Annotated in this window: 18 protein-coding genes; 12 read left to right on the top strand and 6 right to left on the bottom strand. The window is 53.9% G+C overall.

The window, feature by feature from the left end; all coding sequences use genetic code 11:
* Positions 1-69: 69 nt before the first annotated feature.
* Together ACSQ87_RS19970 and potE are read right to left on the bottom strand one after the other, a co-directional pair.
* On the bottom strand, positions 70-2,355 hold the full coding sequence (locus ACSQ87_RS19970; protein ID WP_436274191.1) for an Orn/Lys/Arg decarboxylase N-terminal domain-containing protein: 2,286 nt from the start codon (positions 2,353-2,355) through the stop codon (positions 70-72).
* Positions 2,356-2,357: 2 nt separating this feature from the next.
* Positions 2,358-3,761 (bottom strand): putrescine-ornithine antiporter, encoded by a 1,404-nt coding sequence (gene potE / locus ACSQ87_RS19965; RefSeq protein WP_436274190.1) that lies wholly within the window; start codon positions 3,759-3,761, stop codon positions 2,358-2,360.
* A gap of 184 nt (positions 3,762-3,945) precedes the next feature.
* Here potE and ACSQ87_RS19960 point away from each other — a divergent pair, with 184 nt between their 5' ends.
* Positions 3,946-4,275, top strand: coding sequence for a hypothetical protein (locus ACSQ87_RS19960; protein WP_436275108.1), 330 nt, complete (start codon positions 3,946-3,948; stop codon positions 4,273-4,275).
* Between the two features lie 97 nt (positions 4,276-4,372).
* Here the strand turns inward: ACSQ87_RS19960 and ACSQ87_RS19955 are convergent, their stop codons facing one another.
* Positions 4,373-5,089 (bottom strand): glycosyltransferase family 25 protein, encoded by a 717-nt coding sequence (locus tag ACSQ87_RS19955; RefSeq protein ID WP_223432900.1) that lies wholly within the window; start codon positions 5,087-5,089, stop codon positions 4,373-4,375.
* A gap of 197 nt (positions 5,090-5,286) precedes the next feature.
* Between ACSQ87_RS19955 and ACSQ87_RS19950 the strand changes: the two genes are divergently transcribed.
* The 6 genes from ACSQ87_RS19950 to ACSQ87_RS19925 all read left to right on the top strand — a co-directional run bounded on the left by ACSQ87_RS19950 (position 5,287) and on the right by ACSQ87_RS19925 (position 11,369).
* Positions 5,287-5,940, top strand: coding sequence for a peroxiredoxin (locus tag ACSQ87_RS19950; protein ID WP_150657255.1), 654 nt, complete (start codon positions 5,287-5,289; stop codon positions 5,938-5,940).
* A 425-nt stretch (positions 5,941-6,365) separates the two neighbouring features.
* Complete coding sequence (locus ACSQ87_RS19945; protein WP_223432899.1) at positions 6,366-6,863, top strand: hypothetical protein; 498 nt, start codon at positions 6,366-6,368, stop codon at positions 6,861-6,863.
* A 426-nt stretch (positions 6,864-7,289) separates the two neighbouring features.
* Complete coding sequence (locus ACSQ87_RS19940) at positions 7,290-7,847, top strand: polysaccharide biosynthesis/export family protein (protein ID WP_223432898.1); 558 nt, start codon at positions 7,290-7,292, stop codon at positions 7,845-7,847.
* Between the two features lie 86 nt (positions 7,848-7,933).
* On the top strand, positions 7,934-8,989 hold the full coding sequence (locus tag ACSQ87_RS19935; protein WP_411741509.1) for a hypothetical protein: 1,056 nt from the start codon (positions 7,934-7,936) through the stop codon (positions 8,987-8,989).
* Positions 8,990-9,009: 20 nt separating this feature from the next.
* Positions 9,010-10,569 carry a GumC family protein gene (locus ACSQ87_RS19930; RefSeq protein WP_436274189.1) on the top strand — a complete coding sequence of 520 codons (1,560 nt, stop codon included), beginning with the start codon at positions 9,010-9,012 and terminating at the stop codon, positions 10,567-10,569.
* A 68-nt stretch (positions 10,570-10,637) separates the two neighbouring features.
* Entirely contained in the window at positions 10,638-11,369 is a 732-nt protein-coding gene (locus tag ACSQ87_RS19925) for a CpsD/CapB family tyrosine-protein kinase (protein WP_224789240.1), read from the top strand.
* Between the two features lie 44 nt (positions 11,370-11,413).
* Here the strand turns inward: ACSQ87_RS19925 and galE are convergent, their stop codons facing one another.
* Entirely contained in the window at positions 11,414-12,391 is a 978-nt protein-coding gene (gene galE / locus ACSQ87_RS19920) for a UDP-glucose 4-epimerase GalE (RefSeq protein WP_223432895.1), read from the bottom strand.
* Positions 12,392-12,520: 129 nt separating this feature from the next.
* On the opposite strand from galE, the gene ACSQ87_RS19915 reads away from it, so the two are divergent.
* Positions 12,521-14,167: a phosphoethanolamine transferase gene (locus tag ACSQ87_RS19915; protein ID WP_436274188.1), complete on the top strand. Its 1,647-nt coding sequence runs from the start codon at positions 12,521-12,523 to the stop codon at positions 14,165-14,167.
* A 63-nt stretch (positions 14,168-14,230) separates the two neighbouring features.
* Here ACSQ87_RS19915 and ACSQ87_RS19910 read toward each other — a convergent pair whose 3' ends face one another.
* Positions 14,231-16,852: a glycosyl hydrolase family 5 gene (locus ACSQ87_RS19910; protein ID WP_436274187.1), complete on the bottom strand. Its 2,622-nt coding sequence runs from the start codon at positions 16,850-16,852 to the stop codon at positions 14,231-14,233.
* A 5-nt stretch (positions 16,853-16,857) separates the two neighbouring features.
* Positions 16,858-18,381, bottom strand: coding sequence for an O-antigen ligase family protein (locus tag ACSQ87_RS19905; RefSeq protein WP_223432892.1), 1,524 nt, complete (start codon positions 18,379-18,381; stop codon positions 16,858-16,860).
* Between the two features lie 95 nt (positions 18,382-18,476).
* On the opposite strand from ACSQ87_RS19905, the gene ACSQ87_RS19900 reads away from it, so the two are divergent.
* The 4 genes from ACSQ87_RS19900 to ACSQ87_RS19885 all read left to right on the top strand — a co-directional run bounded on the left by ACSQ87_RS19900 (position 18,477) and on the right by ACSQ87_RS19885 (position 23,354).
* Positions 18,477-19,853, top strand: coding sequence for an oligosaccharide flippase family protein (locus tag ACSQ87_RS19900; RefSeq protein ID WP_436274186.1), 1,377 nt, complete (start codon positions 18,477-18,479; stop codon positions 19,851-19,853).
* A 331-nt stretch (positions 19,854-20,184) separates the two neighbouring features.
* On the top strand, positions 20,185-21,654 hold the full coding sequence (locus ACSQ87_RS19895) for an FAD-dependent oxidoreductase (protein ID WP_436274185.1): 1,470 nt from the start codon (positions 20,185-20,187) through the stop codon (positions 21,652-21,654).
* Positions 21,655-21,787: 133 nt separating this feature from the next.
* Positions 21,788-22,405: an acyltransferase gene (locus ACSQ87_RS19890; RefSeq protein ID WP_223432889.1), complete on the top strand. Its 618-nt coding sequence runs from the start codon at positions 21,788-21,790 to the stop codon at positions 22,403-22,405.
* The gene (locus ACSQ87_RS19885) at positions 22,398-23,354 is read left to right on the top strand and encodes a glycosyltransferase family 2 protein (RefSeq protein WP_223432888.1); all 957 of its coding nucleotides are present in this window, start codon (positions 22,398-22,400) and stop codon (positions 23,352-23,354) included. Before ACSQ87_RS19890 ends, ACSQ87_RS19885 begins: the two co-directional genes overlap by 8 nt.

The following is a 23,354-nucleotide window of genomic DNA, read 5'->3' as shown; positions in this document are numbered from 1 at the left end:
AGAAGACATATAAAACGGGCGCCTTCAGGGCGCCCGTTTTTTTACTTTGCTGCACGTACAGGCGCTAGCTCATTTCAACACCAGCAGGCGATAAACCCCGCCCTCGCTTTCGATCCCGTGGGTGTCATGGGTGAAACCCGGGAAGGATTTGTCGAAGGCTTCCAGCGCCTTGAGATAGGCCAGCAACGGCCCATCCGCAGCCCCGGCGTTTTCACCCGGCATCAGCAGTGGAATGCCCGGTGGATACGGCACGATCCCGGTGGCGGCGATACGTCCGGCGGCTTCTTCGAGTGTCACCCGTTCGATTTCGTTTCTGACCAGTTTTTCGTAGGCCTCCACCGGGCTGAATTCGGCTTGCGGCAGTGTGCCGAACGCCTGGGCCATGTTGGCGGTGGTTTTGTGTTTCTTCATCGCAGCGAAGATTTCGTCGGCCAGGTCCTTGAGGCCCATGCCGGCGTAACGAGTCTGGTTGGCGGCCAGCAGATCCGGCAGGCACAGTTCCAGTTCGACGTTGTCGTCATAGTCGCGTTTGAAGTCGAGCAGGGCATTGAGCAAGGTGCCCCATTTGCCTTTGGTGATGCCGATGGAGAACAGGAACAGGATGGTGAAGTCGGTGGTTTTCTCGACCACGATGCCCTGACGTCCCAGGTACGCCGTCAGCACACAAGCCGGGATGCCCGAGTCGAGCAGGTTGCCGTCGTCGCCCATGCCGGGGCTGAGCACCGAGACCTTGATCGGGTCGAGCATGCAGTAGCCTTCTTCGATGTCACCGAAGCCGTGCCATACCGCGTTGGGGTGCAGTACCCAGCAGTTCGGCTCGGTTTTCAACAGCACCGGGTCGACTTCATGGAACGGCACGGTGGCCGCGCCAACCTGCACGGTCGGCGGCTGCCAGCAGGTAAAGAACCAGTCATCCTTGCTCAACATCTCGTTGTGCATGCGCGAGACGACCTGGCGGAAACTGATGGCTTCTTCGATCGATTCGGTGGTGAGGATTTGCCCGCTGGGCGCTTCCATCATCGCCGAGCTGACGTCGCACGAAGCCATGATTGCGTAGTTCGGCGAAGTCGAGGCGTGCATCATGTACGACTCGTTGAAGCGCCCGTGTTCGATCGGGTTGCGGCCGTTACGCACGTGAATCATCGAGGCCTGGGACAGGGCGGCCAGCAACTTGTGGGTCGACTGGGTGGCGAACACGGTCGGCTTCGAGTCGTCGTGATCGTCCGGGCTGCCGTGCATGGCGTGGCGCTCGCGGTACAGCGGGTTGAAACGCGCATAACCGTACCAGGCTTCATCGAAATGCAGACGATCGACACTTTGCCCCAGCAACTCTTCGACGCGGGTGACGTTATAGGTCAGGCCGTCGTAAGTGGAGTTGGTGATGATGGCGTGGACGGGTGTCGGATCGATGCCCTGCTTGACCAGCGGGTTGCTGGCGATAGCGGCTTTCACGCCGTCGCTGCTCAGGGTTTGCGGCAGGATCGGGCCGATGATGCCGTAGCGGTTGCGGGTCGGCACCAGATAGGTCGGAATCGCCCCGGACAGGGTCATCGCGTGCTCGGCGGACTTGTGGCAGTTGCGGTCACACAGGGCGATCTGATTGCGCGTGACGCTGGCCATGAGGATGACGCGGTTGGACATCGACGAGCCGTTGGTGACGTAGTAGGTGCGGTGGGCGCCGAACACCTTGGCGGCGTAGCGCTCGCCCTGGCCGATGGGGCCGCTGTGATCGAGCAGCGAACCGAGTTCGCCGACCGAAATCGACAGGTCCGAACGCAGCAGGTTCTCGCCAAAAAACTCGTAGAAGGCGCGCCCCGCGGTGCTCTTCAAAAACGCTGTGCCGCCGGCATGTCCAGGGGTGTGCCACGAGTATTCATAGGTTCGGGAAAACTTCACCAGCGCCCCGAACATGGGAGGCAATGCGGCTTGGCGATAACGCTCGATGGCCGCCAGGATGCGCCCGCTGAGGAAACGGCTGGTGTCCTCGGGCAACCAGATGAAGTCATCGGCGTGTTGCATGACCACCAGCGGAATGTTCGACGCGGTACTGCGGTCGCTAATCAGGAAAACCGGCACCCGGGTGTTGCGCTCACGCAGGCTGACCAGCAGCTGGATGCATTCCTCGTGGTCTTCGCTTTTGTCCATTTCCCAGCTGAGCAGCACGCATTGAATGGCCGGGTCCGAGCGCAGGATCGATGTGGCGTCGCTCAGGGTTTCCGACGCCAGCACCCGGACGGCGCGTTCCTCCACATCGTTGATCAACTGATGCAGGGCGCGACCAAAGACGGTGCGTTTGTCCGGCGGGCTGCTGACCAACAGCGTGAGCATTCCGAGCGAATTTTTATATTCCGTCATGATCAAGCCTCCACTTTTACTGCTTGCAAGTTATTGACCGGTACCGGCTCGCCCGTGATGTGCTGAGCGCTGACGGTCTGTGTCGGTACGCTGTTGTTGAGCGCTTCGAGGCGGATCAGGCGGTTGTTGACGAAGCCAAACAGCGTGTAACCAAAGATCGTTGCCACGCCGCCGAGCATCAGTGCCTGCGCGCCCGAACTGTACAGCGCCAGGTAGCTGTAAGCCGCTGCGACCCACGCAATGATGTTGGTTATCAGCGCCGCACCCGCCGGAACGTTGGATACCTTTTGAATGGTCATCAACGCGGCCATGGAGAGGATGTAGGGCACCAGGTTGGTGACCACCGCGAGGTTGACGAGGGTGTCGAACTGTTTGCTCAGGTCAGGGCTGATGGTGAGAAAAGCCAGTGCCGTCTGCACTGCCAGCAGCACCAGCATGCCGACAATCGGGGTGCCGGCCTTGTTGGACTTGGCGAAGATCGACAGGAAGTAACCGGTGTCTGCCGAGCTTTTGTAGACCTGAGCGATGGTGAATTGCCAACCCAGCAGCGAACCGATGCACGCCATTACCATCGCGGCCATCACAATGTCGCCGACCAGAGGGGTGAACATCTTGGCAAAGACCAGCCCGAACGGTGCGGTGGAGGAGGCCAGTTCAGGGTTATCGACGATACCGGCGATGACGTTGGTGGAGACGATGTAGATCACCGCCGCGCCGAGGGTGCCGCCGAGCACCGCAATCGGTACGTTCCTCTCCGGATTTTCCACGGCATCGGTGTTGGCGCACGCCGACTCCAGGCCGAGGAACGCCCACAAGGTGATCGCCACCGATGCACCTGCAGCTTCGAACGCGCCCATGTTGTGGGGGTTCCAGCCGGCGGCGTAGACACTGCTGTCGAACCAGAACCAGCCAATGGTGGACACCAGCACCACCGGCGCAATGACACCCCAAACCGTGATCGAACCGATCCGGCCGGTAATCCGCGCGCCGCCGAAGTTGGCGAAGGTGGTGATCCATAACAAAGCGATGGTCGCCAGACCCACTTGCAGTGAGCCCAGTTCAACATGGAACAGCTCCTGGATATAGCCGACCGCCGTAATACTGATCGCCACGTTGGCAATCAACAGCGAGAGGCCATAGGTGTAGTTCGTGATGTAGTTACCCGCCTTGCCGAAGGTGTATTCGGCATAGCCGCCCATACCCCCGGTCTTTCGGCTGAGCATCCCGCAGCGCGCAAAGGCATAGGCCAGCGCCAGGGAGCCAGTGGCCGTGATCAGCCAGGAAAGGATGGAAATACCGCCAACTTCGGCAAGTTTTGTGGGGAGCAGCACAATGCCGGAGCCCAACATGTTGACGGCTGTCAACATCGTCAGTTGCCCCACTGTCATTTTCTTTGCGACTGACATTCCGTTGCCTCATTCATTGGCGGGATAGAGTGTTAGCTATAGCTAAGGATTGGAATCTCGCAAGAAACGTCCGTAAGACGTGGAGAAAACAGGCGATAGCGCACTTAAGGCATTTTGCTGGCCCCGAAGACTGAAACTTTTGACCAGAATCAATTAATTTTCAGTTAGTTGGGATCGAATGCAAATGCGGAATGTGATGGTTGCGCTGATTTCGTTAGGCCTGGCGAGCGTTGCCGCCACTGTCCAGGCCAAAGAGCTGGCATCGAATGATCGTTACATTTGCAGCTGGGGCGCAGGTACTGCGGCGAGAGCCCAGGAGCTCAAGCTGTCCGGGGTTTCACTGTATGCAGCGCGGCAGAAGTTACATACCTACAAGTTCAGCAAGCCGTGGATGCACATGATGGCGATGGGCATTACCGAGCAGACCTATGACAGTAATTCGCGGATGAAGCCCGCAGCCCTGCGCGAGAGCTTTTACGAGGAGTGCGTCCGGTACAAGTTGGCGCGTAAATGAGGAGGGGGCGCCACAATCACCCGGACACGGCTCCTGCGCCGTGCCGGTTGGTTACGTCAGGCATTGGGTACTTCAGACCTTCTTTAAAGAGAGAAAACTATCGAGTTCTTCTCAGATTTTTTGCCTTTAACCTCCTGAGCATACCCATTACCGGCCGCAGGAGAGGCACCCTGTCAAAGATGGAAAGCTCATGCAGGTCCGTCCGCGAGGGCCTTTGATAGCCACAATTCCAGGTGAAATAGTAAGCCAGGATTTCTTTATTCTTATGAATAAGCGTATTGAGAGCAGCGTCATAATGCATCGGACCTCCGTCAGGATGTCCCGGTGGCCGCTCCAGAATCTGGAATAAAAAATCCCTCAATTTCCCAAAGCATTTCCCGTTAACTGCATAGAAATGGGCCAAATGTATTGGCCGGTCAACTGCTTTCCAAGCGGGCAAGTTTGAATTTTCTTCAAACGGATGCCCAAAATAGACGATGTCCCACTCCATACCTTCCAGAGACTCGATGGCCTCTCTTCCATATTGAGAAATATGTCTGGAAAACTGTATGTCGTCCTCCAGGATCAAGATGTTTTTCAAATTCAGGCGCATCGCCTCTTCCAGCACCCCCAGATGACTCAAAAAGCAGCCTCTGACCCCGACGCTCGGGAAGCCATTTCCCTCACTGGGCGTAACAGCCTCAAAAAAGCCTATTTTTTCATCATCAATGTGAAAGCCGTTGCGAGCGAATTCTTCTACTGTTTCTAAACGGCGATCCTTTCTTGACGAGATATTGATGATTCTTACTCGATCAAAATAATCGATCACATTCATCTGTCAGGTCCTTAGCGCAGACAATCAGGGCACTTGGATTGGCCGGATTGCAGTATAGGCAGCATTTGCGGATGAAGTTTTAGTCTCGTAAATCGGTGTGCAGCAGCCCTTCGACGGGTGCAGAGCGAAGTCTTCAAGGTCTCCTATACTGGATCGTTCCGAGAGTTTCCCTACCCTTCACAGCGAGGAGAACGCACATGACCATTCGTATTGGCGACGAAGCACCGGATTTCACCGCCGAAACCACCGAAGGCACGCTCCATTTCCACGAATGGATTGGCGACAAGTGGGCCATCCTGTTCTCACATCCTAAGGACTTCACCCCGGTCTGCACCACTGAACTCGGTTATATGGCCGGGCTCAAGCCGGAGTTCGACAAACGCAACACCAAGATTGTCGGCCTCAGCGTCGACCCGGTCGGTAACCATCAGACCTGGGCCAAAGACATCGAAGAAACCCAGGGCCATGCGGTCAACTACCCCATGATCGGCGACGAGAATCTGGTGGTGGCCAAGCTCTACGACATGATCCACCCGAACGCCAGTGGCGGCGCTCGTACTGCCGTGGACAACGCCACGGTGCGCTCAGTATTCATTGTCGGCCCGGATAAAAAGATCAAGGCGATGCTGATCTACCCGATGAGTGCCGGGCGCAATTTCGATGAAGTGTTACGGCTGCTCGATGCTATCCAGTTAAACGCCAAGCACACGGTTGCCACGCCGGTGAACTGGCGTCCGGGTGAGGATGTGATCATTCCTACGTCGGTATCCGACGACGACGCAAGGAAGAAGTACCCGGATGGCTTCAAGACGGTGAAACCTTATTTGCGTACGGTGGCGCAACCGAAGTAATGGTCAGTCATTCATCCTGTCTTCAATCGCGATGCCTTTTACGCGCATTGAATTGATCTGCTCGGCGCGGGTGCCAGGGAGGTTGAGCATGGTTCCCTGGTGCAGCGCCGAGACTTCTACAGTGTTCCAGGGCTGGGCCTGTCATGCCGTCTTCATGCGTCAAAAACTCTCCGCCGCCGGGTACTTTGGCCGGCTCCTGATGCGACCGATGCCCATGCGTGAAGCTATTTCACATGGATAGAATTCAGTGGACTGGCGTGCTTGTTGTGGCGTTATTTTGACGCCATCCTCCGTAAAATGAAATTTCGATTTATTATTGTGACGGACCATTGACGTAATAGCGATGTGCTTATAGGCTCAATTTAGCCGATAAAGATTCCTTCAACCGACAAAAGAATAACCCCCCTGCGCAAGGAGGCGGTGTTATGCGCTCAACACTTGTCATTAAATTTGTGTTGTTGTCTGTGATCCTGAATGGTGCAGCCGTTGCTAGTGCTCAGGCGACCAGTTTGGCCTATGAAATTAGTCGCATAAGCAGCGCTTGCGAGGAGTTAGGGCCTCAACTTTGTACGGCTCTCAAAGATAACGCGGGTGGCGCACTACTTACTTTTGGAAAGGGCCTTGGCTTGCCTTCATTGATCACTGATATTTACGTCGATGATGTCCATTCTGCGAAAGTTAACAGTGTCAATCATCACGCTGACTCAGGCGTGGATGTATCCGTCAATTCTTCTTCCCGTGACGGATTAATGGCGGCGGTTGACAATAAGAAATTCAAGATTGATTCATCTCTCCAGGATAAAAGTCTGGTGGGGGTATCTGATATCAACCAACCCAATGCAGTACCGCTTTCTGCGGCAGCATGGTTATTTTCTTCCGCGTTGTTTGGTTTTATTGTGGTCGCCAACCGACGGAAGATATAAGTGTTGTTAACGTTTTTGGCAATAAGGGTTATTTAGACGGTCACTCTGGTGGCTGGCTGGACACACGGCTTTATGTGATGCTTTTGTTGTGATTGTGGATATCAGTTAGTTGCGCTGGCAAACGTAGTCATCGTCAGGTTGACAGTGTCGCAGTTGAGCCAGCTCAAGCGGGTATGGTGTAGTTAATATTGGCGCGAAATACATCGGAGGTGGTTTGCCTGTTCCAACCTATTGTTAAATAACACTATTGTTCTGTTTTGCACTAACGTTCCGGTTTCGGGTGTGTTGCATTGGTAGAATTGACCACCCAGAAGCTCAAGGTGATTGCTGTTTAGTAGTTTCTTTGGCGTGAAATAGGCTAGAGTGATTTGACTAGGTTTTTTTGTTCTAGACTCCTTGCATGGCCACTTAGACGGAGGGATCCCGATGTTCCGTTCATTGATACCTGTGCTCTGCGCGCTGGTCGTTTGGCCCAGCCTTTCCAATGCCGTCGAAAACGACCCGACTTACCGGCTGAGTCCGGGAGATAACCTTTCTATTTCCGTTTGGGGCGAAGACAAGCTCAAACAGGATGTACGCGTACTCCCCAATGGCAGCATTACCTTCCCGCTGGTAGGGCGAGTCGATGTTGAGGGGCTTGATACCACCGCTGTCGAGCAGCAAATCGCTGCCAAACTTGAGAAATTCATACCTGATCCGCAGGTGAGCGTTGTCGTCACCGGCACCGAAGGTAATCTCGTCTACGTCCAGGGCAAAGTGCTGAAACCCGGCCCCGTGCATATGGCAGGTCGAACGTCAGTGCTGCAGGTAATAAGCATGGCGGGCGGGCTCGACAAATTCGCCGATAAAGACGACATTAAGGTCGTGCGGTCCAATGGGGCTAAACAAGAGATCCTGCGCGTCGACTATAGCGAGTTGATGTCAGGGAAAGACATGACCACCAATTTTCTACTTAAAGCCGGCGATACGCTGGTCGTGCCTTAGCCTTGCGCGAGGCACTAAGGATTATCTTGCTTGAATTTCGAACGACCGGGATTGCGACGGCAATCCTGGCTTTGTCGTGTTCGGACATGGCCTATGCTGCTACTTGGCAATCAGCTATAGCAGTGCCTTCGACGGTCGAGTACGACAGCAACCCACTGTTGCTCACGAGTGATGAGAAGGGGGTGACCCGTACCATCATCGCCCCCGATTACAGCCTCGTGGGTACTTCCGGACGGGATGAGTTCCAGTTCGGTCTCGGGGTAAATATCGTGCGCTCGTCGGATACGTCGATCGTTTCGGACCGTGAAGATCCCAGATTAAGGTTAGGGTGGCAGCGCGAGACCGAAACGGGGGCTTTTGGACTCACGGCGAGGTATGAAGAAAACTCTACGCTTTCCACGGTAGTTCAGGAAACCGGCGTAGTTGCCTCTGATGGCACGCAAAAGATGTATTTGCTGGGCGGCAACTGGAGCACTGCTCTCAGCGAGCGAAGTACCCTGGTTAACGAGACTGACTACACTCATGTCACTTACGATATTAATTCACTGACCAACTATGACGAGCTGGCGACCCGCTTCAGCTGGAACTATGCATGGAGTGAGCAGGTCGAGCTGTTCACCCGTTTGGGCGTGAGGCGCTATGAGCCGGACAAGGGGTCTGCGGTGGCTTCCTCGAACAGCTACACCCCTGCGATCGGCTTGAATGTCGAATTCTCCGAGCGGTTTAAGGGGACGGCCTACGTGGGTCTCAACCAAGTCTCCGGCACCGGTAGCGGCCCCAAAGGCCAGGGCGGTTTAATGTTGCAATATGCCGGTGAGCGTATTGATACCAGCATCGACGCCAGTCGTAGCACTCTCGCCAGCGGGGACGGTGGTTTCGTCGAGGTTGATGCCCTGAGGGGGACATGGAGCTATGCCGTCGACGAGACCCGACGCACCGGTTTCGATGCCTCCTGGCAAGACGCCAAAGGCCGGACGCCGAATACCCTGAAAAATTACAGTGCCTGGTTTAGCCAAGAACTCTCGCCTTTTTGGATTGCACGCCTATCCTACACATACAAACAACGCCAGCAAGATGGCTTGCCGGATGCCACTGCAAACGTCGTCGGGCTGACGTTGACCTATAGTTATCCCGGTCTCTGACATTCAGCTGTGTGAGAAATATGGCCTCTGAATACGAAATGTCGTTCAACGACTACCTAGCTATCATCAAGCACCACGCCCTGCTGTTGATCGTGAGTTTCGTGGTCATACTCGGCGTGTGCATAGCGGTAGCGATCTCTCTCCCGCCGACCTATGAGTCATCCGGCACGATTCTGGTGGAGTCTCAACAGATTTCGCCAGACCTGGTGGCGGCCAACAACAATACCTTTGCCGATGAGCGCATCGAAGTCATTCGCCAGCGCGTGATGACCCGTGAGCATCTGGAAGGGATCATCGACAAATACAATCTTTTTGCTTCGCAAAGTCGGCAACTGAGCGTTAGCGAGAAGATCGAAGAAATGCGCAATGCGATTGTGGTCTCCCTGGTCAGTGCTGCCGTCAAGGGGCGCGGAGAGGTGACGATTGCTTTCCGTCTTTCCTTTGAGCACCGGCAGCCAGAGATTGCGAACAAAGTTGCCAAGGAGCTGGTGACGCTGTTTCTGGATGAAAACATCAAGCAGCGCACCGAACGCGCCAGTGAAACGACAGAGTTCCTGACGCAGGAGGCGGACAAACTCAGGGTGGAACTGGAAGCCCTCGAGAACCGGTTGGCGGACTTCAAGCAGGCACACAGCAACGCGCTGCCCGAGCATCAGGAGCTGCGCATGAATATGTTGACGCGCGCCGAAACCGAGCTTAAAGAGGTTGACCGTGACTACAAAACTGCCCGTGAGGAGTTGCGCTTCAATGAGCTGGAGCTTTCCGCCGCGAATGCCGGGCTAGCGACCAAGCCTGGAACATCCGGTGCGGCAGTAGATAAACCACAGGATCTGGCTAGCCTCAAAGCGGAGTACACCCGGTTGCAGGCGCTGTATACGCAAGCCCACCCCGACGTGCGTGCCGTCAAACGCAAAATTGCTGCACTTGAGGCTGGCAAAGGTGCTGGTGCAGGGGCTTCGGTCAATCTGGACGTTGCCAAGGCCCAGGCGCGGATCTCCGCAGCAGAAGCACGTATCAAGTCACTGGCCGATCAAAAGCAGCAAATACTCGGAAAAATAGCCGAATACGAGGCACAAATTATTGAGACGCCGCAAATCGAGCGCGGCTTGGTTACGGTGATGCGTGACCACGATAATGCTCGTAAAAAATATGAAGAGATTCGCACGAAGGAAATGAGTGCGAAAATTTCCGAAAGCCTGGAGCAGGAAAACAAAGCCGAGCGTTTTGTTCTTCTGGAGTCGCCGCTGATGCCCGAGAAGCCGGTACGGCCGAACCGTAAAAAAGTGGTTGCCATGGGTTTCTTGCTTGCCCCGGTGGGTGCCGGCGCGCTGGTGATGCTCCTCGAGATGATGAGTCAGCGTGTGCGCGGTGCCCAGGTCTTGGCCAGCGTGCTGGGTAGACGCGTATTGGTTTCCATTCCCTACATTCACACCAAGGCTGAACTGGCACGCCGCAGGAAGTGGCGAATGCTATTGATCGTCTGTGGAGTCGTGACAATCGCGATCTTTCTGGTGCTCCTGCACTTCCTCTACATGCCTCTGGATCTTCTGATGTTTAAAGCTCTGGGCCGGTTTGCATAAGGAATATAGCCATGGAAATGTTCAATCCCGATACCGAAAAAGCCGAGCAACAGACCTCGTCAAAAGCCATGACACCGACCGCGCAGTCCACAGGTCTGAATGCACTCAGTTATGTGCAAACCAAGGTTGTACCTTTGCGACCAGATCACCTTGAGCGCAACCGCATTGTGGCTTACAACAAAAATTCGAATATGAGCGGGGCATTCGATCTACTGCGTACACAAGTTCTAAAAATCATGGAAGAAAATGGCTGGCGCACGCTCGCCATCACCTCGCCGACTCCGGAGGCAGGCAAGACGGTGTTGGCTATAAACCTGGCAATGAGTATCGCGCATCACACGACCAAGACGGCGTTACTGGTGGACTTCGACTTGCGTCGTCCGAAGGTGGGTGAGTATCTGGGTCTGCCGATGGATAAATCGCTTAATGAATTGTTGGCGGATGAAGCTGAACTGCAAGAAGTACTGGTCAATCCGACCTTGCCGCGCTTTGTGGTCCTGCCGACGCGTGAGCCGATTCCTCTTTCCACCGAAGTGCTGTCATCACCTGCAGTGAGCCATTTGATTGTTGATCTGCGCGAGCGCTACAACTCACGTGTCGTGATTTTCGACTTGCCGCCGTTGTTGAGTTCGGATGATGTGATTAACGTCCTGCCCAGGTTCGACTGTGTCCTGCTCGTTGTCGCTAATGGATTGAACAGCAAGAAAGAGATCGAGGAAAGCCTGCATCATCTTGGGACAGCCAATCTGATTGGCACGGTGTTGAACAAAGCCGAGCCCGAAAACCACTCTTACTACTAGAGCATCACCCGCAGGAGATCGGCGCTATTGGCTAGCGCCGACGGTCAGTGCCAAGGGTACTTCTGCTCCCAGTTCCAGGCGTGCGCCACTATCTGTTCAAGTGAGCCAAATTGCGCTTGCCAGCCAAGTAATGTGTTGGCCCTGCGGGGATCGGCCACAAGGCGTGGTGGATCGCCCGCGCGACGTGGCGCTTCGCTGACAGAGATATCCTGGCCGGTCACGTAGCGCGCGGTATCTATCACTTGCTGTACCGAGAAACCTTGACCGTTACCGAGATTGAACGCCGTGCTTGCACCCCCTGCCAGCAGATAATCCACTGCAAGTGCGTGAGCTGCAACGAGGTCGACAACGTGGACGTAGTCGCGAATGCAAGTGCCGTCAGGCGTGTCGTAATCACGGCCATAGACGGTGATGGTTGCGCGCCGTCCGGAGGCTGCTTGCAGGATCAGTGGCAGCAGATGGGTTTCCGGTTCATGGCGTTCACCTAACTGTCCTTCAGGGTCTGCTCCGGCGGCGTTGAAGTAGCGCAGGCAGACCGATTTCAGCCCGTAGGCGCGGTCGAAATCTTCAAGCATCTGCTCCACCATCCACTTGCTGCGACCATAAGGGTTGATCGCGACCTTGGGATGCTCCTCGTCGATGGGTACATACACCGGATCACCGTAGACGGCGGCGCTCGAGGAAAAAATGAAGTTTTTAACCCCGGCGCGAACCATCGCCTGGAGCAGCGTCAGGGTGGCGGCGAAATTGTTTTGATAGTACTTGGCAGGTTCAGCGACGGATTCGCCCACCTGTATAAAGGACGCGAAGTGGAACACGGCATCAAAGTGGTGTCCCGCAAACAGGGCGTCCAGCGCCTGTTCGTCGGCTATGTCCAGTTCGACCAATGTCCCGCCCCTCAACGCGCTGCGATAACCCGTTGAGAAATTGTCTGCCACCACAAGATCGTGACCTGCACTCAGTAGCTGCTTCACCATGTGCGAGCCGATATAACCCGCGCCACCCACCACCAAAAATTTCATCCTGATCTCCGATTTCCTGGGCACTATTGCTGTGCAGGCACAGATTATTTTGAACAAGATACAGCGAGCGCGCCAATTGAAGCTACCCTCTGAGGAGGCATAAGGGCATCCTGCGAGAATTATTATCAAATGAAAAATTCTGCCAAAATTATCGATTACTCATTAAAAATATTTAAAGCAGAATGGCCGAATTTAGTATTGTGGTTATTTCTGCTATCACCGTTGATTGTTAGAACGCTTGCAAACTATCAATACTCTAAAATTGATTTATTGGTCGTATACACCCTGGGCATGTCGGTGTTGTGGCTTTTGGCAATTAGATTTATTTCATCCAGTCAATTCAAGGTTCACATTCTTCTGCTGCCGTTCTATTTGATAGCAGCTATTGATCTGTTTTTGGTTTTGAATTTCAACTCGAGATTAACCGCTGCCTATATATTTATTGGCTTGACAAACTATCAGGAGGCGAGCGAATTTCTGCCGACCTATTGGCAGCCGATCAGTATCGTTTTGGTGATTTTCATATTTTGCTATGGGGCTGGATTAATAGGCCTGCATAAGCGCGAATTATATAAAAACAAAGGTATTTTTGTTTTGGTTGTTAGCGCCTTGCTAGTGGGGTATGGGGCGTATTTTTATAAAACTGTCAAACTTAATTCTTTCGGGAAATCTGCAGTCATGGATCTCCTTGCAAAAGATCAAAGCACGCCAGTAGGTTATTTGTCGCAAATTGCCCTGACTGCAAACTTGTATTTGGGGACGGAGAACCTTATCAAGCGCCGTCGGGAATCCGATGTAAAAATAACCAGTATGTCGGATCAATCCAATATAGAAACCATTGTTTTTGTGATCGGTGAGTCATCACGGCCGCAGAACTGGTCCCTCTACGGTTATAACAAGGAAACAACCCCGAATCTCGGTAAGCAGGCGGGGATTTTCAAGTTTAATAAGATCTGCACGACAGCCCCGTATACCTCGTACGCGGTTCCTTCAATGCTGAGCCTTGAGCCTATATCGGATTGGGACTCCATTGCGTCAACCAAATCATTGGTGAGTATATATCGCGCAGCCGGGTACATGACCTATTGGTTGTCTGTGCAGGAAGTTGATAGTTTTGGCGGGATAATTCCACAAATAGCCGCAGAGGCACAATATCGTCAATATTTCGAGAGAAGCTATGATGGAGCATTGATTTCAGAATATGAAAAAATATTAAATAAAGGCGATACACAAAAGAAAGCCATATTCATTCATGTCAAGGGTAGTCATTTCGAGTATTCACGCCGATACCCAGAACAATTCGATAAGTTCAAGCCGTCAACAGACAGCTTCAAAGACAAAATTACCGCAGAGTATGACAATAGTATTTTGTATACCGACTGGCTATTGAGCGCAATTATTGATCAGCTGAAGTCAAGCAAAAAACCATCTGTCTTGTTTTATTCATCGGATCATGGTGAAAACATGATGGATGACAGTCGAGGGCTACTGGGTCATGGGATTGGCAATAAATACGATCTCCCGGTTTCGGCATTTATCTGGGCATCCGATAATATTTCAAGCCAGCAATCGCTCAAGCTTCTAAAGTTGAAGGAAAGAGAAAGTCAGAAAATCAGCATATCCTCCTTGCCACATACTCTTTTAAATATCACAGGGGTTTTTACGAACAAGTATAAAAGTGCGGATGATTTATTAAGTGATGATTTTGTATCGTCGAAATGTCCACATCTGCTCGGCGCAGGCTATGTTCCATCGTTTGATTTTGACGCCCTTTAAATAGCCCTCGAGGAACAACACCGCAAGGTGTTGTTCCATAGGTTGAGGTTGGCTGCGCATCGCCTAAGGTTGTGCTGGCGTGACGTCTTTTTTCAAGAACAACCAGTTCGACGCCTGCAAGCCGTCGAACTTGATTGTATAGCGGCCATCAAGGTAGGTCGCGGGCAGCTTCTTCATTTGCCTCAGAATGCCGTGGGTGAACAGTGTCAAGCCTTGCGGCGCCTGGATGGTTAGCGTGCCCTCGAGGGGCTCAACGTAAAAAGGTACTTTGTCGACGTCTTGGGGGATGGCACGGGTGCCTAACGAAATCAGTAAATCCTGTGATCGTCCCAAAGGCGCGTCGTCCAGACTTTGCACCACCACACTGGCGTTGGCGGTCTTCACTTGAACCTTAATGTTGCCAAGGCTGATCGACTCGCCGCCAATCCAGCCGGTAGCGGCTTGGGTACGCGGTGTATTGATGGTGTAGATGCCTCGTTTCCAGTTGCGCTTTAGCTCTCCCGTGTCGGTCGTGGACTCGCTGGCATTGGCGTCCAGCAGCGACTGGTCAGGGTCATGAAATTCCTGTGCCTTGCTTGGGATAGCGCTCTGTTGCAACCAAGGCAATTCCGGCGTCTGTGGCATCGCGATTTCCAGCTTGCCTTTCTCCATGGCTGTGCGCAGGAGAGCAGAGCTGGCCGGTGTGATCATTTGGTTGAACAGGGTGCCTGGCGTCGGCGCGAAGACGTAGGTCGTTGTTGCTTCGTGAACGTCTGCACGGCGATAAAGCAAGGCGGCGGCGGGCAGGGTGGCCAGCATTGCAGGGTCGTTATAGGCGTGCCAGTTGTTGGCACTCATCCCTCCTTCGCCCCCCAGTGGCTCCTGGCTGTAGGCATATTGCATCAGTGCGTCCCAGCCTTGGTGGCTGGCGGTGCCGGCGATATAGAGCGGCAGCGAGTGACGGTCTGGTGTCGGGAAGGGCTCATTGTTCCACTCGGTGACGGTCAAGGGTTTGCCGATGACCTGGCCGGCGGCAATCCAATTCACTATGCCGTCGCTGTAGAGCGGGTTTTTCTCTATCTGTCCCGAGCCCCCGTAACTATGGACATCGATTACGTCGCCGGCAGTAAGGGCCGGCAGGGAGTTCAGACCATTGCGGCCCCAGCTACTGGTCGTGGCGATGGGGACCTTCACGCCTATTCCACGCAGGTGTTGAATCATGTCGACGTTGAAACGTCGCTCCAGATCGTTAAGGAACAGCTTGGAGGGACCTGGCTCCCAGGAGCGCCAGGTCTGGTTTGCAGACAGATTGTGTTGTTTGGCAAAGGCTTCGGCCTCCGCCATGTAGATGCGGTTGTGCTTCGGCACATTCTTGTCTGGCAACAGGGCGTTGCCAAAGTGGTTGGTGACGTCGTTTTCGTTGGTAATCAGTACGGCGGCGATCGCCGGGTCGTCTTTGTAGGCAAGACCGGTATAGCTGTTTACATGGGTCAGGTAGGCTTCGGTAAAGCGCTTCATGGCTTTCTGAATGGTGAGATTCACATAGGAATAGCCCTTGAGATAGGTAAAATTCTGCTCTTCTTTTGGCAACTCATCGAAGCCATAGATGTTGTCGTTTTCAGTAAAGACTCGCTGGACGTGCAGATCGAGCCACACATAAATGCCTTCGTCTTTCAGGCACTTGATCCACCAGTCGATTTTTTTCTGCGATTCCGGGCTCAGTTGCTGAGTGCTGCGCGTGACCCTGCCGTCACCAAAGATGTTCGGCAAGACCCATGGCGAGTCATGGTGGTGCAGTCGTACAAGATTGAAGCCCAGTGCCGACAGGCGTTTGGCCTGCTGCTTGATTGCATCGTCTGGCGTGAGGAACAGCGTGTAGGCCGAAAGGTTGGTGCCCCAGAAACGCGCCGTAGTGTTGTCGGCAAATAGCAATTGCTCGCCGGAGGCTTTGATGAAGCCGCGCTTGCCTGCAGGTTTTTCCTGAGCGTTGAGAAAGGACAGGTCGACCGGCGAGGTTTTCCTGTCGAGCTTGTCAGTCGGCCAGTTCTTTGGGTCCGACAGCCCGAAGCGCTCGGTAGTGGTCGGGCCGACCGCCACATCGCCAGAAACGCTCAAGGTGGCTGTGAAATCCTGGCGGCCAGGTTTGATCGTGTTCTTGTAGAAAAAAGCGCGCACCTCGGATTTACTGCCCGGTTCAAAGTACACACCCGCCAGTGCGGGCTCGAAGCGCATTTCGATGCGTCGACCTTGTGCATTGCCCCAGGTCCAGCCGCGGTTGTCGGGTAGCAAAGTGGGCTCGCCCATTTCTCCAGCGAAAAGAGCGGGGTCGAATTCGAAGACGATGCCACCCCCTGAAACGCCAGACTTCCCGCTGTGTGCATCCAGGGCAAAGTTCCAGGTCAGTTTTTGCTCGTTTTGCTTCTGAATCTGCGCAGTCAAGTCGAAATCCAGCGCTTGGTTTTTACCTGCAAGGGAGTATCGATAAGGGGTGATTACCTTGAATTCGGTCTGCAAATACGTCCAGTCCCAGTTGCGCCCAAAGAACGAGAATGTCGTAGCAACTACCGGGCTGCCGCCACGCATCAGCGTTGGCAGGCCGTTGCGCTCATCCACACTGACGACCCAGTCCGACGCCCAGGTACGAAACGGCCAAATGACAAAAAACAGCAGGAGCAGAATCTGGGGGCGGCGAAACAACTGGATCATGGGTTCTACCTGAGTTGGAGATGGGTACTCGCCGTGACGGCCGTCGAGGTCTGCTTGAACCTGCGTGCCATCTGAGCGTAGGCCACGCACAGTCCAGCCACCGACCAATACACCACGGGGATGACCGTGATACTGCTAACGGTAACGATGGTGATCAGGATCCCGGCCAGTGTCGCCAGAAGTGCACGTCCGAGTCGGCGTGCCTCATCGTCTTTGTTGGGGAACGAACGCATCCCCTTGCGGATGCCCAGCAGGACACTGGCGAAAAAAACCACGAAAAGCGTCAAGCCAATCAAACCGAACGACAGCGCTATGCCGATATAGGTGTTCACGATATCGATGATCCCCTGGCCCTGAATCATGGACTGCATTTCCGGTGTGCTGCGGAAGTCGAAAGAACCCAGCCAAGGGTTGCGCTGGATAACGATCATGGCGTTATCAATCAAGCGCTGCCGGTAGGTGATATTTTCGACCTCCACCGTGCCGATAAACGGTAGCAGATCAAGCACTTTTTGCCCGCCCGGCACGATGGCCAGCAAGGGCAGGGCGATCGCCCCGGCGGCCGCCAGCAGCATCAGGCGTTTGATCGCTTTACGGCCGGTGCCGATGAACACGACGATCATGACGGCTGCACCGATCCAGGGGCCACGCGACAGCGGTGCGAACAGACCACCGGCGAGCAACAGTGCGCCGAGGCTGCGCTGCATTTTGCTACGTACCTCCTCCTGCAAGTACAGGTAAAAGCCGATGGCCACGCTGATGACTAAGCCCAGCGCAATGGCCTGGCCGGTAGTGACGCTGGCGCGTAATGAGCCACCACGGCTCAAGTAGCCGGGATCCCATTGCAGGCCCATGGCGTAGACAACCGCGCTGTACAGCTGCCAGTGCTTGGCATATTCGAAGAGACCTATAAGCGATAGCACCATGGCGGCGAGTACAAAACCGAACAGAGCGTCCTTGAAGTCGCTGAGGTTCTTCAGCGCCCGGCTGGCAACGTAGTAAGGCAAAAAAACTTCGAGGAACAGGTAGAGCATTTGGCGCAAGGTGTCGGTGACGGTGGTTTCGCGCAGGAAAAGCAGACTCGTCAGCAGGAGGTAGGCGGCTAACAGTTTGTCAGGCCCGGTGCGCCCGAAAGGGACCGTGTCGGCGCGTTTGCGCAGAGCCAAAAAAGCCGGCAGCAACACACACAGTGCCAGCAGACGAATATGGTTAAGGGCAAAAAAATAGTTGACCAGGCCGAAGCCCGGAATCTCCGCCGTGGCTGGCGGGATGAGAAACAGCAGAAGGAAAAATAGCGCCACGGGATTGCGTTCGCGATTTCGTGCGAAGGTCAAAACGATCGCGGCAATGCCCGCGTACACCCAGAAGCTGTACGACACAAACGCCAGAAGCGTCAATACGAACCACAGATTGCGCCGACGAGTGAAATTACGGTCGGGAATCAGGTCTGCTGCTGGTCGACGTGCCATGGCAAATACGATGCCAGTAAGGACCAGAATGACGATTAACGCTCGGAAGTGTTCAGGCATGGATGATTGGACTTATTGATTGATGAGCGACGGCTAGTGGAATGGCCAAACGCGACTATAGTTCCTTTTGAGCCATTGAGTCCGGGGATGATGCTATGTCGTTAGTTGATTTGTCGCCAACGTTGGGTCTTCGTAAGCGCGCGATCTCTGCCGGGGCATGGAATCTCGGGGCGCTGGTTACGTCTCAAGCCTTTCGCTTGGGCGGCAACCTGATAATGGCCCGTCTGCTGATGCCGGAGATGTTCGGCATCATGATGATCGCCATCACCGTTTCTCTGGTTCTGCACATGCTTTCCGATGTCGGCTTGCGCCAGAACATCATCCAGAGCCCGCGTGGCGACGATCCGGTGTTTCTCAATACCATCTGGACCGTGCAGATCGTGCGCGGCTTTATCCTCTTTGCTTCGACACTTCTCCTCGCGGCCCTCGCTTGGTATGCACAGACCCTCAATCTGTGGTCGACCAATTCCACCTACGCCGCACCCGAGTTGCCGCTGGTGTTGGCCGTGACCGGTTTCTCGGCAATCATCGTTGGTTTTCAGTCGACCAAAATCGACCTGGCAGTGCGCACTTTCCAGCAAAAGAAAGTGGTACTCACCGAGTTTGCGTCTCAGGTCGTCGGGCTGTTGGTCATGCTGGGCATCGGTTACTTCACCAGGTCCATCTGGTCGCTGGTGATTGCAGGTCTGGTCCAATCGATGGTCAACACGCTGCTGGGGCATTTCTGGTTTGAAGGCCCTTCTAACCGTCTACAGTGGGAGCGTACTGCGCTCGATGAATTAGTCGGCTTCGGCCGTTGGATACTGTTGTCGTCGGCAGTGGGCGTATTGGCCATTTACGGTGATCGTGTCTGGTTCGGCGGCAGCATGACGGCCAGCGAACTGGGTGTTTACTCTATTGCCGTGCTGATTTTGGGAGCTGTTCAGCTTGCGTTGCAAAAGGTAGTCGGGGCCGTGGCCTTGCCGGCCTTCAGTGAGGCCTCAAGAACGAATGACACCGTACGGCTCCACGCTTTGTACTACCGCTTGAAATTGATGCTCGATCTTGCCTGTCTGTTTTTATGTGGACTGTTTTGGACTGGCAGTCCACTGCTCATCAGCATCTTGTACGATGAGCGTTACGCTCAGGCCGGCAACATGATGGCCATTCTTTCACTCTCTTTTTTCACAATGCGCTACATGCTGGCGAATCAGGTCTGGATAGCCTTGGGACTCACCAAGTACCAAGCCATGGATAACATTATTCGCGTGGTCTCGTTGTGGGTGCTGCTGCCTCTGCTGTTGGCGATTGGCGGGGTCAAATATGCGATTTGGGGCGCTGCCCTGTACACGTTCCCTACGCTTATCCTGGTTTTTTATGTCAATTGTCGTCTGGGGATGTTCAGTCTCAAGCGTGAACTGGTGGTGCTGCCAATGCTGGCGGTGGGGGCATTGTGTGGGGAGTTATTGACGGATTTTGTTAAATGGCTTTGATCTGATCTATTTCTCTTGATGTTTCCAAAGCTGTGGCACCGCGTCGCCATTGAGGTATTGATGGCTGTCGCCAAAAAAATGTGGCCTTGATCTGTAGTTGAAATCTCCAACGTATTCTCGGTGTCGTGGAGCTTTGAATCATGAGAGAAACTGATTTGAATACCTCTGTGATGGGGCGCAGAGGCTTCCTCCACGCTTCTGCTCTGTTGAGTATTGGAGGGCTCATGTTCGGATTTTCCAAAGCCGTTTCCCGGCCTTCTGCTGCTAAATCCGAGTTTGTTGTCATCAACGGATGGGTACTGCCTGCCCAGCATTTTCGGCAAGCACACGCATGATCAAAGACTACCAATCGCAGAAAGAGCTCCGCGATCGCTATGACGTCTGCATCATAGGTGGGGGGCCGGCCGGCATTACGCTGGCCTTGCGTTTAGCCGGTAATGGTCGGCGTGTGGTGCTTGTCGAGGGCGGCGGGCACGAGTATTCGCCGGCCTCGCAGAACCTCTACAAGGTCTCATCATCAGGCCTCGAGGTCTACGCTCATGAAACACGCCTGCGTTATCTTGGCGGGACCTCCAATCACTGGGCCGGGCGATGCCGTCCATTCGAAAAGTCGGACTTTACCGTAGGCCCTCCGGTGCCCGTGCCCGGTTGGCCCATCGCGTTTTCCGAGATCGAGCGCAATCTGTCGGCGGCCATGGATATTGTCGATCTTCCGCCGCACTCCGGATTCAAGGCTATCAATGCGACTTTGGACGGCACCGACTTTGACGCTGATCGTTTCCTGTTAAGCCCACCGACGCGATTTGCACGAAAATATGCCAGGGAACTGAATGAAACCGAGGGGCTGGATGTCTTCATCCATTGCAATTGCGTCGATCTTGAGTTCGACAACAAGACCGGCCGCATAGCAACGATAGTCGTCTCCGACTACGAGTTGCATCGCGAGCGAATCACGGCAAAACAATTCATTCTGGCGACAGGCGCAATCGAGAATGCCAGGCACCTGCTCAACAGCGAGTCGCTGGCAGCTGGCGGTATCGTAAGCAAGGATGGTTTCGTCGGTAGATGCTTCATGGAGCACCTGAACGTCGAAATGGGAACCTTTATCCTGAGCGACGGGCAGGATACAGATGCTCGGAAGGAGTACTTCACGACCGATGCATTCGTGATGGAGCACAAGTCAGGTAAAGGGAATGTGACGGCCACGCTTGTCGCTGAAGTGAAATCCTATGGGCGAATGTCTGCCATCAAGAGCTTTTTCGAGAACCTCGTTTGTGAAGTGGGTGCAGAGCGCAAGATTGAATTTATTGCCAAGTTCGATTGCCCTGGAGATGGGGTGCTCGGCACGCTGATCGAGCAGTTTCCCAACCCCAATAGCCGCATCTCATTGCTCGACGAGCGAGATGCGTTAGGGATGAGGAAGGTCAAGATTCATTGGGAGCTAACTCCTGCAGACAGGGAAACCGTCAAGTCCATAGGGCTCGAAGTGGCAAAGTGTTTTGCCGACACAGGGCTGGGCTTCGTCAAGTTGGAAGAATATGTGTATGACGTCGATTTGCCACTGAAGCTCAATCCCCATGCTCATCATATGGGGACCACGCGGATGGCGACGTCGCCTGAGTTTGGTGTGGTCGACGAGAACTGCAAAGTGTTTGGTGTTGAGAATCTTTACGTTGCGGGTAGCAGTGTTTTCGCTACAGGCGGTGCCTGTAACCCCACGATGCCTCTTTTGCAAATTGCTCTAAGGCTCGCAGATTATCTCAACCATCAGATGGGGCCCGCGGTGGGCAGGTATTCCTGAGTGGGAGCATGTGGGGATTATTTGAATGTTGGATTTTAGGGAAGCGTCTACTCTTAGAGTAGTGGTAATGAAGAATCAGGGTGTATCTAACCTTGGCACAGATGTCTATCGCTGAATTAATGAGGCTGACAGGATGATTGGTCTACTGAAACGTATTGTTGCTTATATTGCAAAAACAACGGGGCATGGGACCCCGCTCTATAAAAAATTCTGTAAACCGGACGGGTATGAATGGGCTAAGCATATGGTTCGGTGGGGAGGGCTGCACTCCATCGGTAAAGGCGTATGGATCAATCCTGCTGCCAACATAACTGACCCTTCGCTAGTACGACTCGGAAATAATGTAGGTTTATCTTGTTGCACGCTATTCGGCCACGATGGAATAGTCGGCATGCTCGAGGTGCGCTTTAATACAAAACTTGACTCTGTCGGCCCTATCGATATTCTTGATAATTGTTTTATCGGCTATGGCTCTATCATCATGCCGCGTGTGACTATTGGCCCTAATTCGATTGTCGCAGCCGGTGCTGTAGTCATAAAAGATGTTCCGCCTGGGGTAGTGGTTGGGGGTAATCCAGCCAAGGTAATCTGTACCTTGGAAGATGTATTGGCGAAAGTCGAAGAGCGTAGCGCCACTTATCCGTGGATTGACCTTATCAGGCAGCGCAATGGTGTATACGACCCGGCATTTGAACCGAAGCTCATAGCAATGAGAGCACAACACTTTTTTGGCGAGCAACCCAATGGTTAGTGCTCCCCTTGATGTGTTGGTGGTTAATTACAATACAGCGGAGTTGTTGCAACCGATGTTTAATGCGTTACGCCAGTCAACTAGTGTGGATCGCACGCGCTATTTGGTGGTGGATAATGCCTCTGTCGATAATTCGCTGGAATGTCTGGCAACTATTTGTCCAGAGGCATTGCAACTGGCCAATGAAAATAACGTGGGATTTGGGCGTGCCAATAATCAATTGGTTGAACACCTGCAGGGCAAGTATGCATTGCTCCTCAATACCGATGCCTTTGTTGCTGCGGATACGCTGAGCAAGACGCTCGACTACATGGAGACTCATCCTGATTGCGGTGTCCTCGGCGTTCGATTGGTTGGACGAGAGGGTGATTTACAGCCCTCCTGTCGCTATTTTCCAACGCCGTTAAATGTCTTCCTTTCGCATACAGGGCTTGAACGCTTTTTCCCTGTGGTGAAAAGAGTCGACGACATGGCCTGGGATCATGCTTCGGTGCGTGAGTGCGACTGGGTGCCCGGGTGCTATTACCTGATCCGCCGTGAAGTCATCGACCAGGTTGGCTTGTTCGATCCGCGCTACTTCCTTTATTTCGAGGAGATAGATCACTGCAAACGCGTTAAACAGGCAGGCTGGAAGGTCGTTTACTACCCGCATACCACGGTGGTGCATATCGGCGGTGAAAGTGCCAAGTCTGTTGATAAACTCAATGCGGTTAGTCGCCAGCTACCCACGATACAAATCGAAAGTGAGCTTTTGTACTTCCGCAAGCACCACGGTCTGCCTGGTTTGGCCTCACATATGCTATTGGTGAGTCTGGGTGATCTGATTGTGGCGCTCAAGGCGCTATTGAAAGGCCGTGGTCGGGCCGCTTTAGGGGCGTGTTGGCAGCATACTCGTGTGACTTGGGCGTTGCTGCGTGATACCAAATTCGCTAGCCAACCAACACGGTAG

It is taken from the genome of Pseudomonas sp. LjRoot277, assembly GCF_964253845.1.
In the GTDB taxonomy this organism is placed as follows: domain Bacteria; phylum Pseudomonadota; class Gammaproteobacteria; order Pseudomonadales; family Pseudomonadaceae; genus Aquipseudomonas.
The sequence above is the reverse complement of the archived record's forward strand: the minus strand, read 5'-3'. Positions and strand labels throughout refer to the sequence as shown.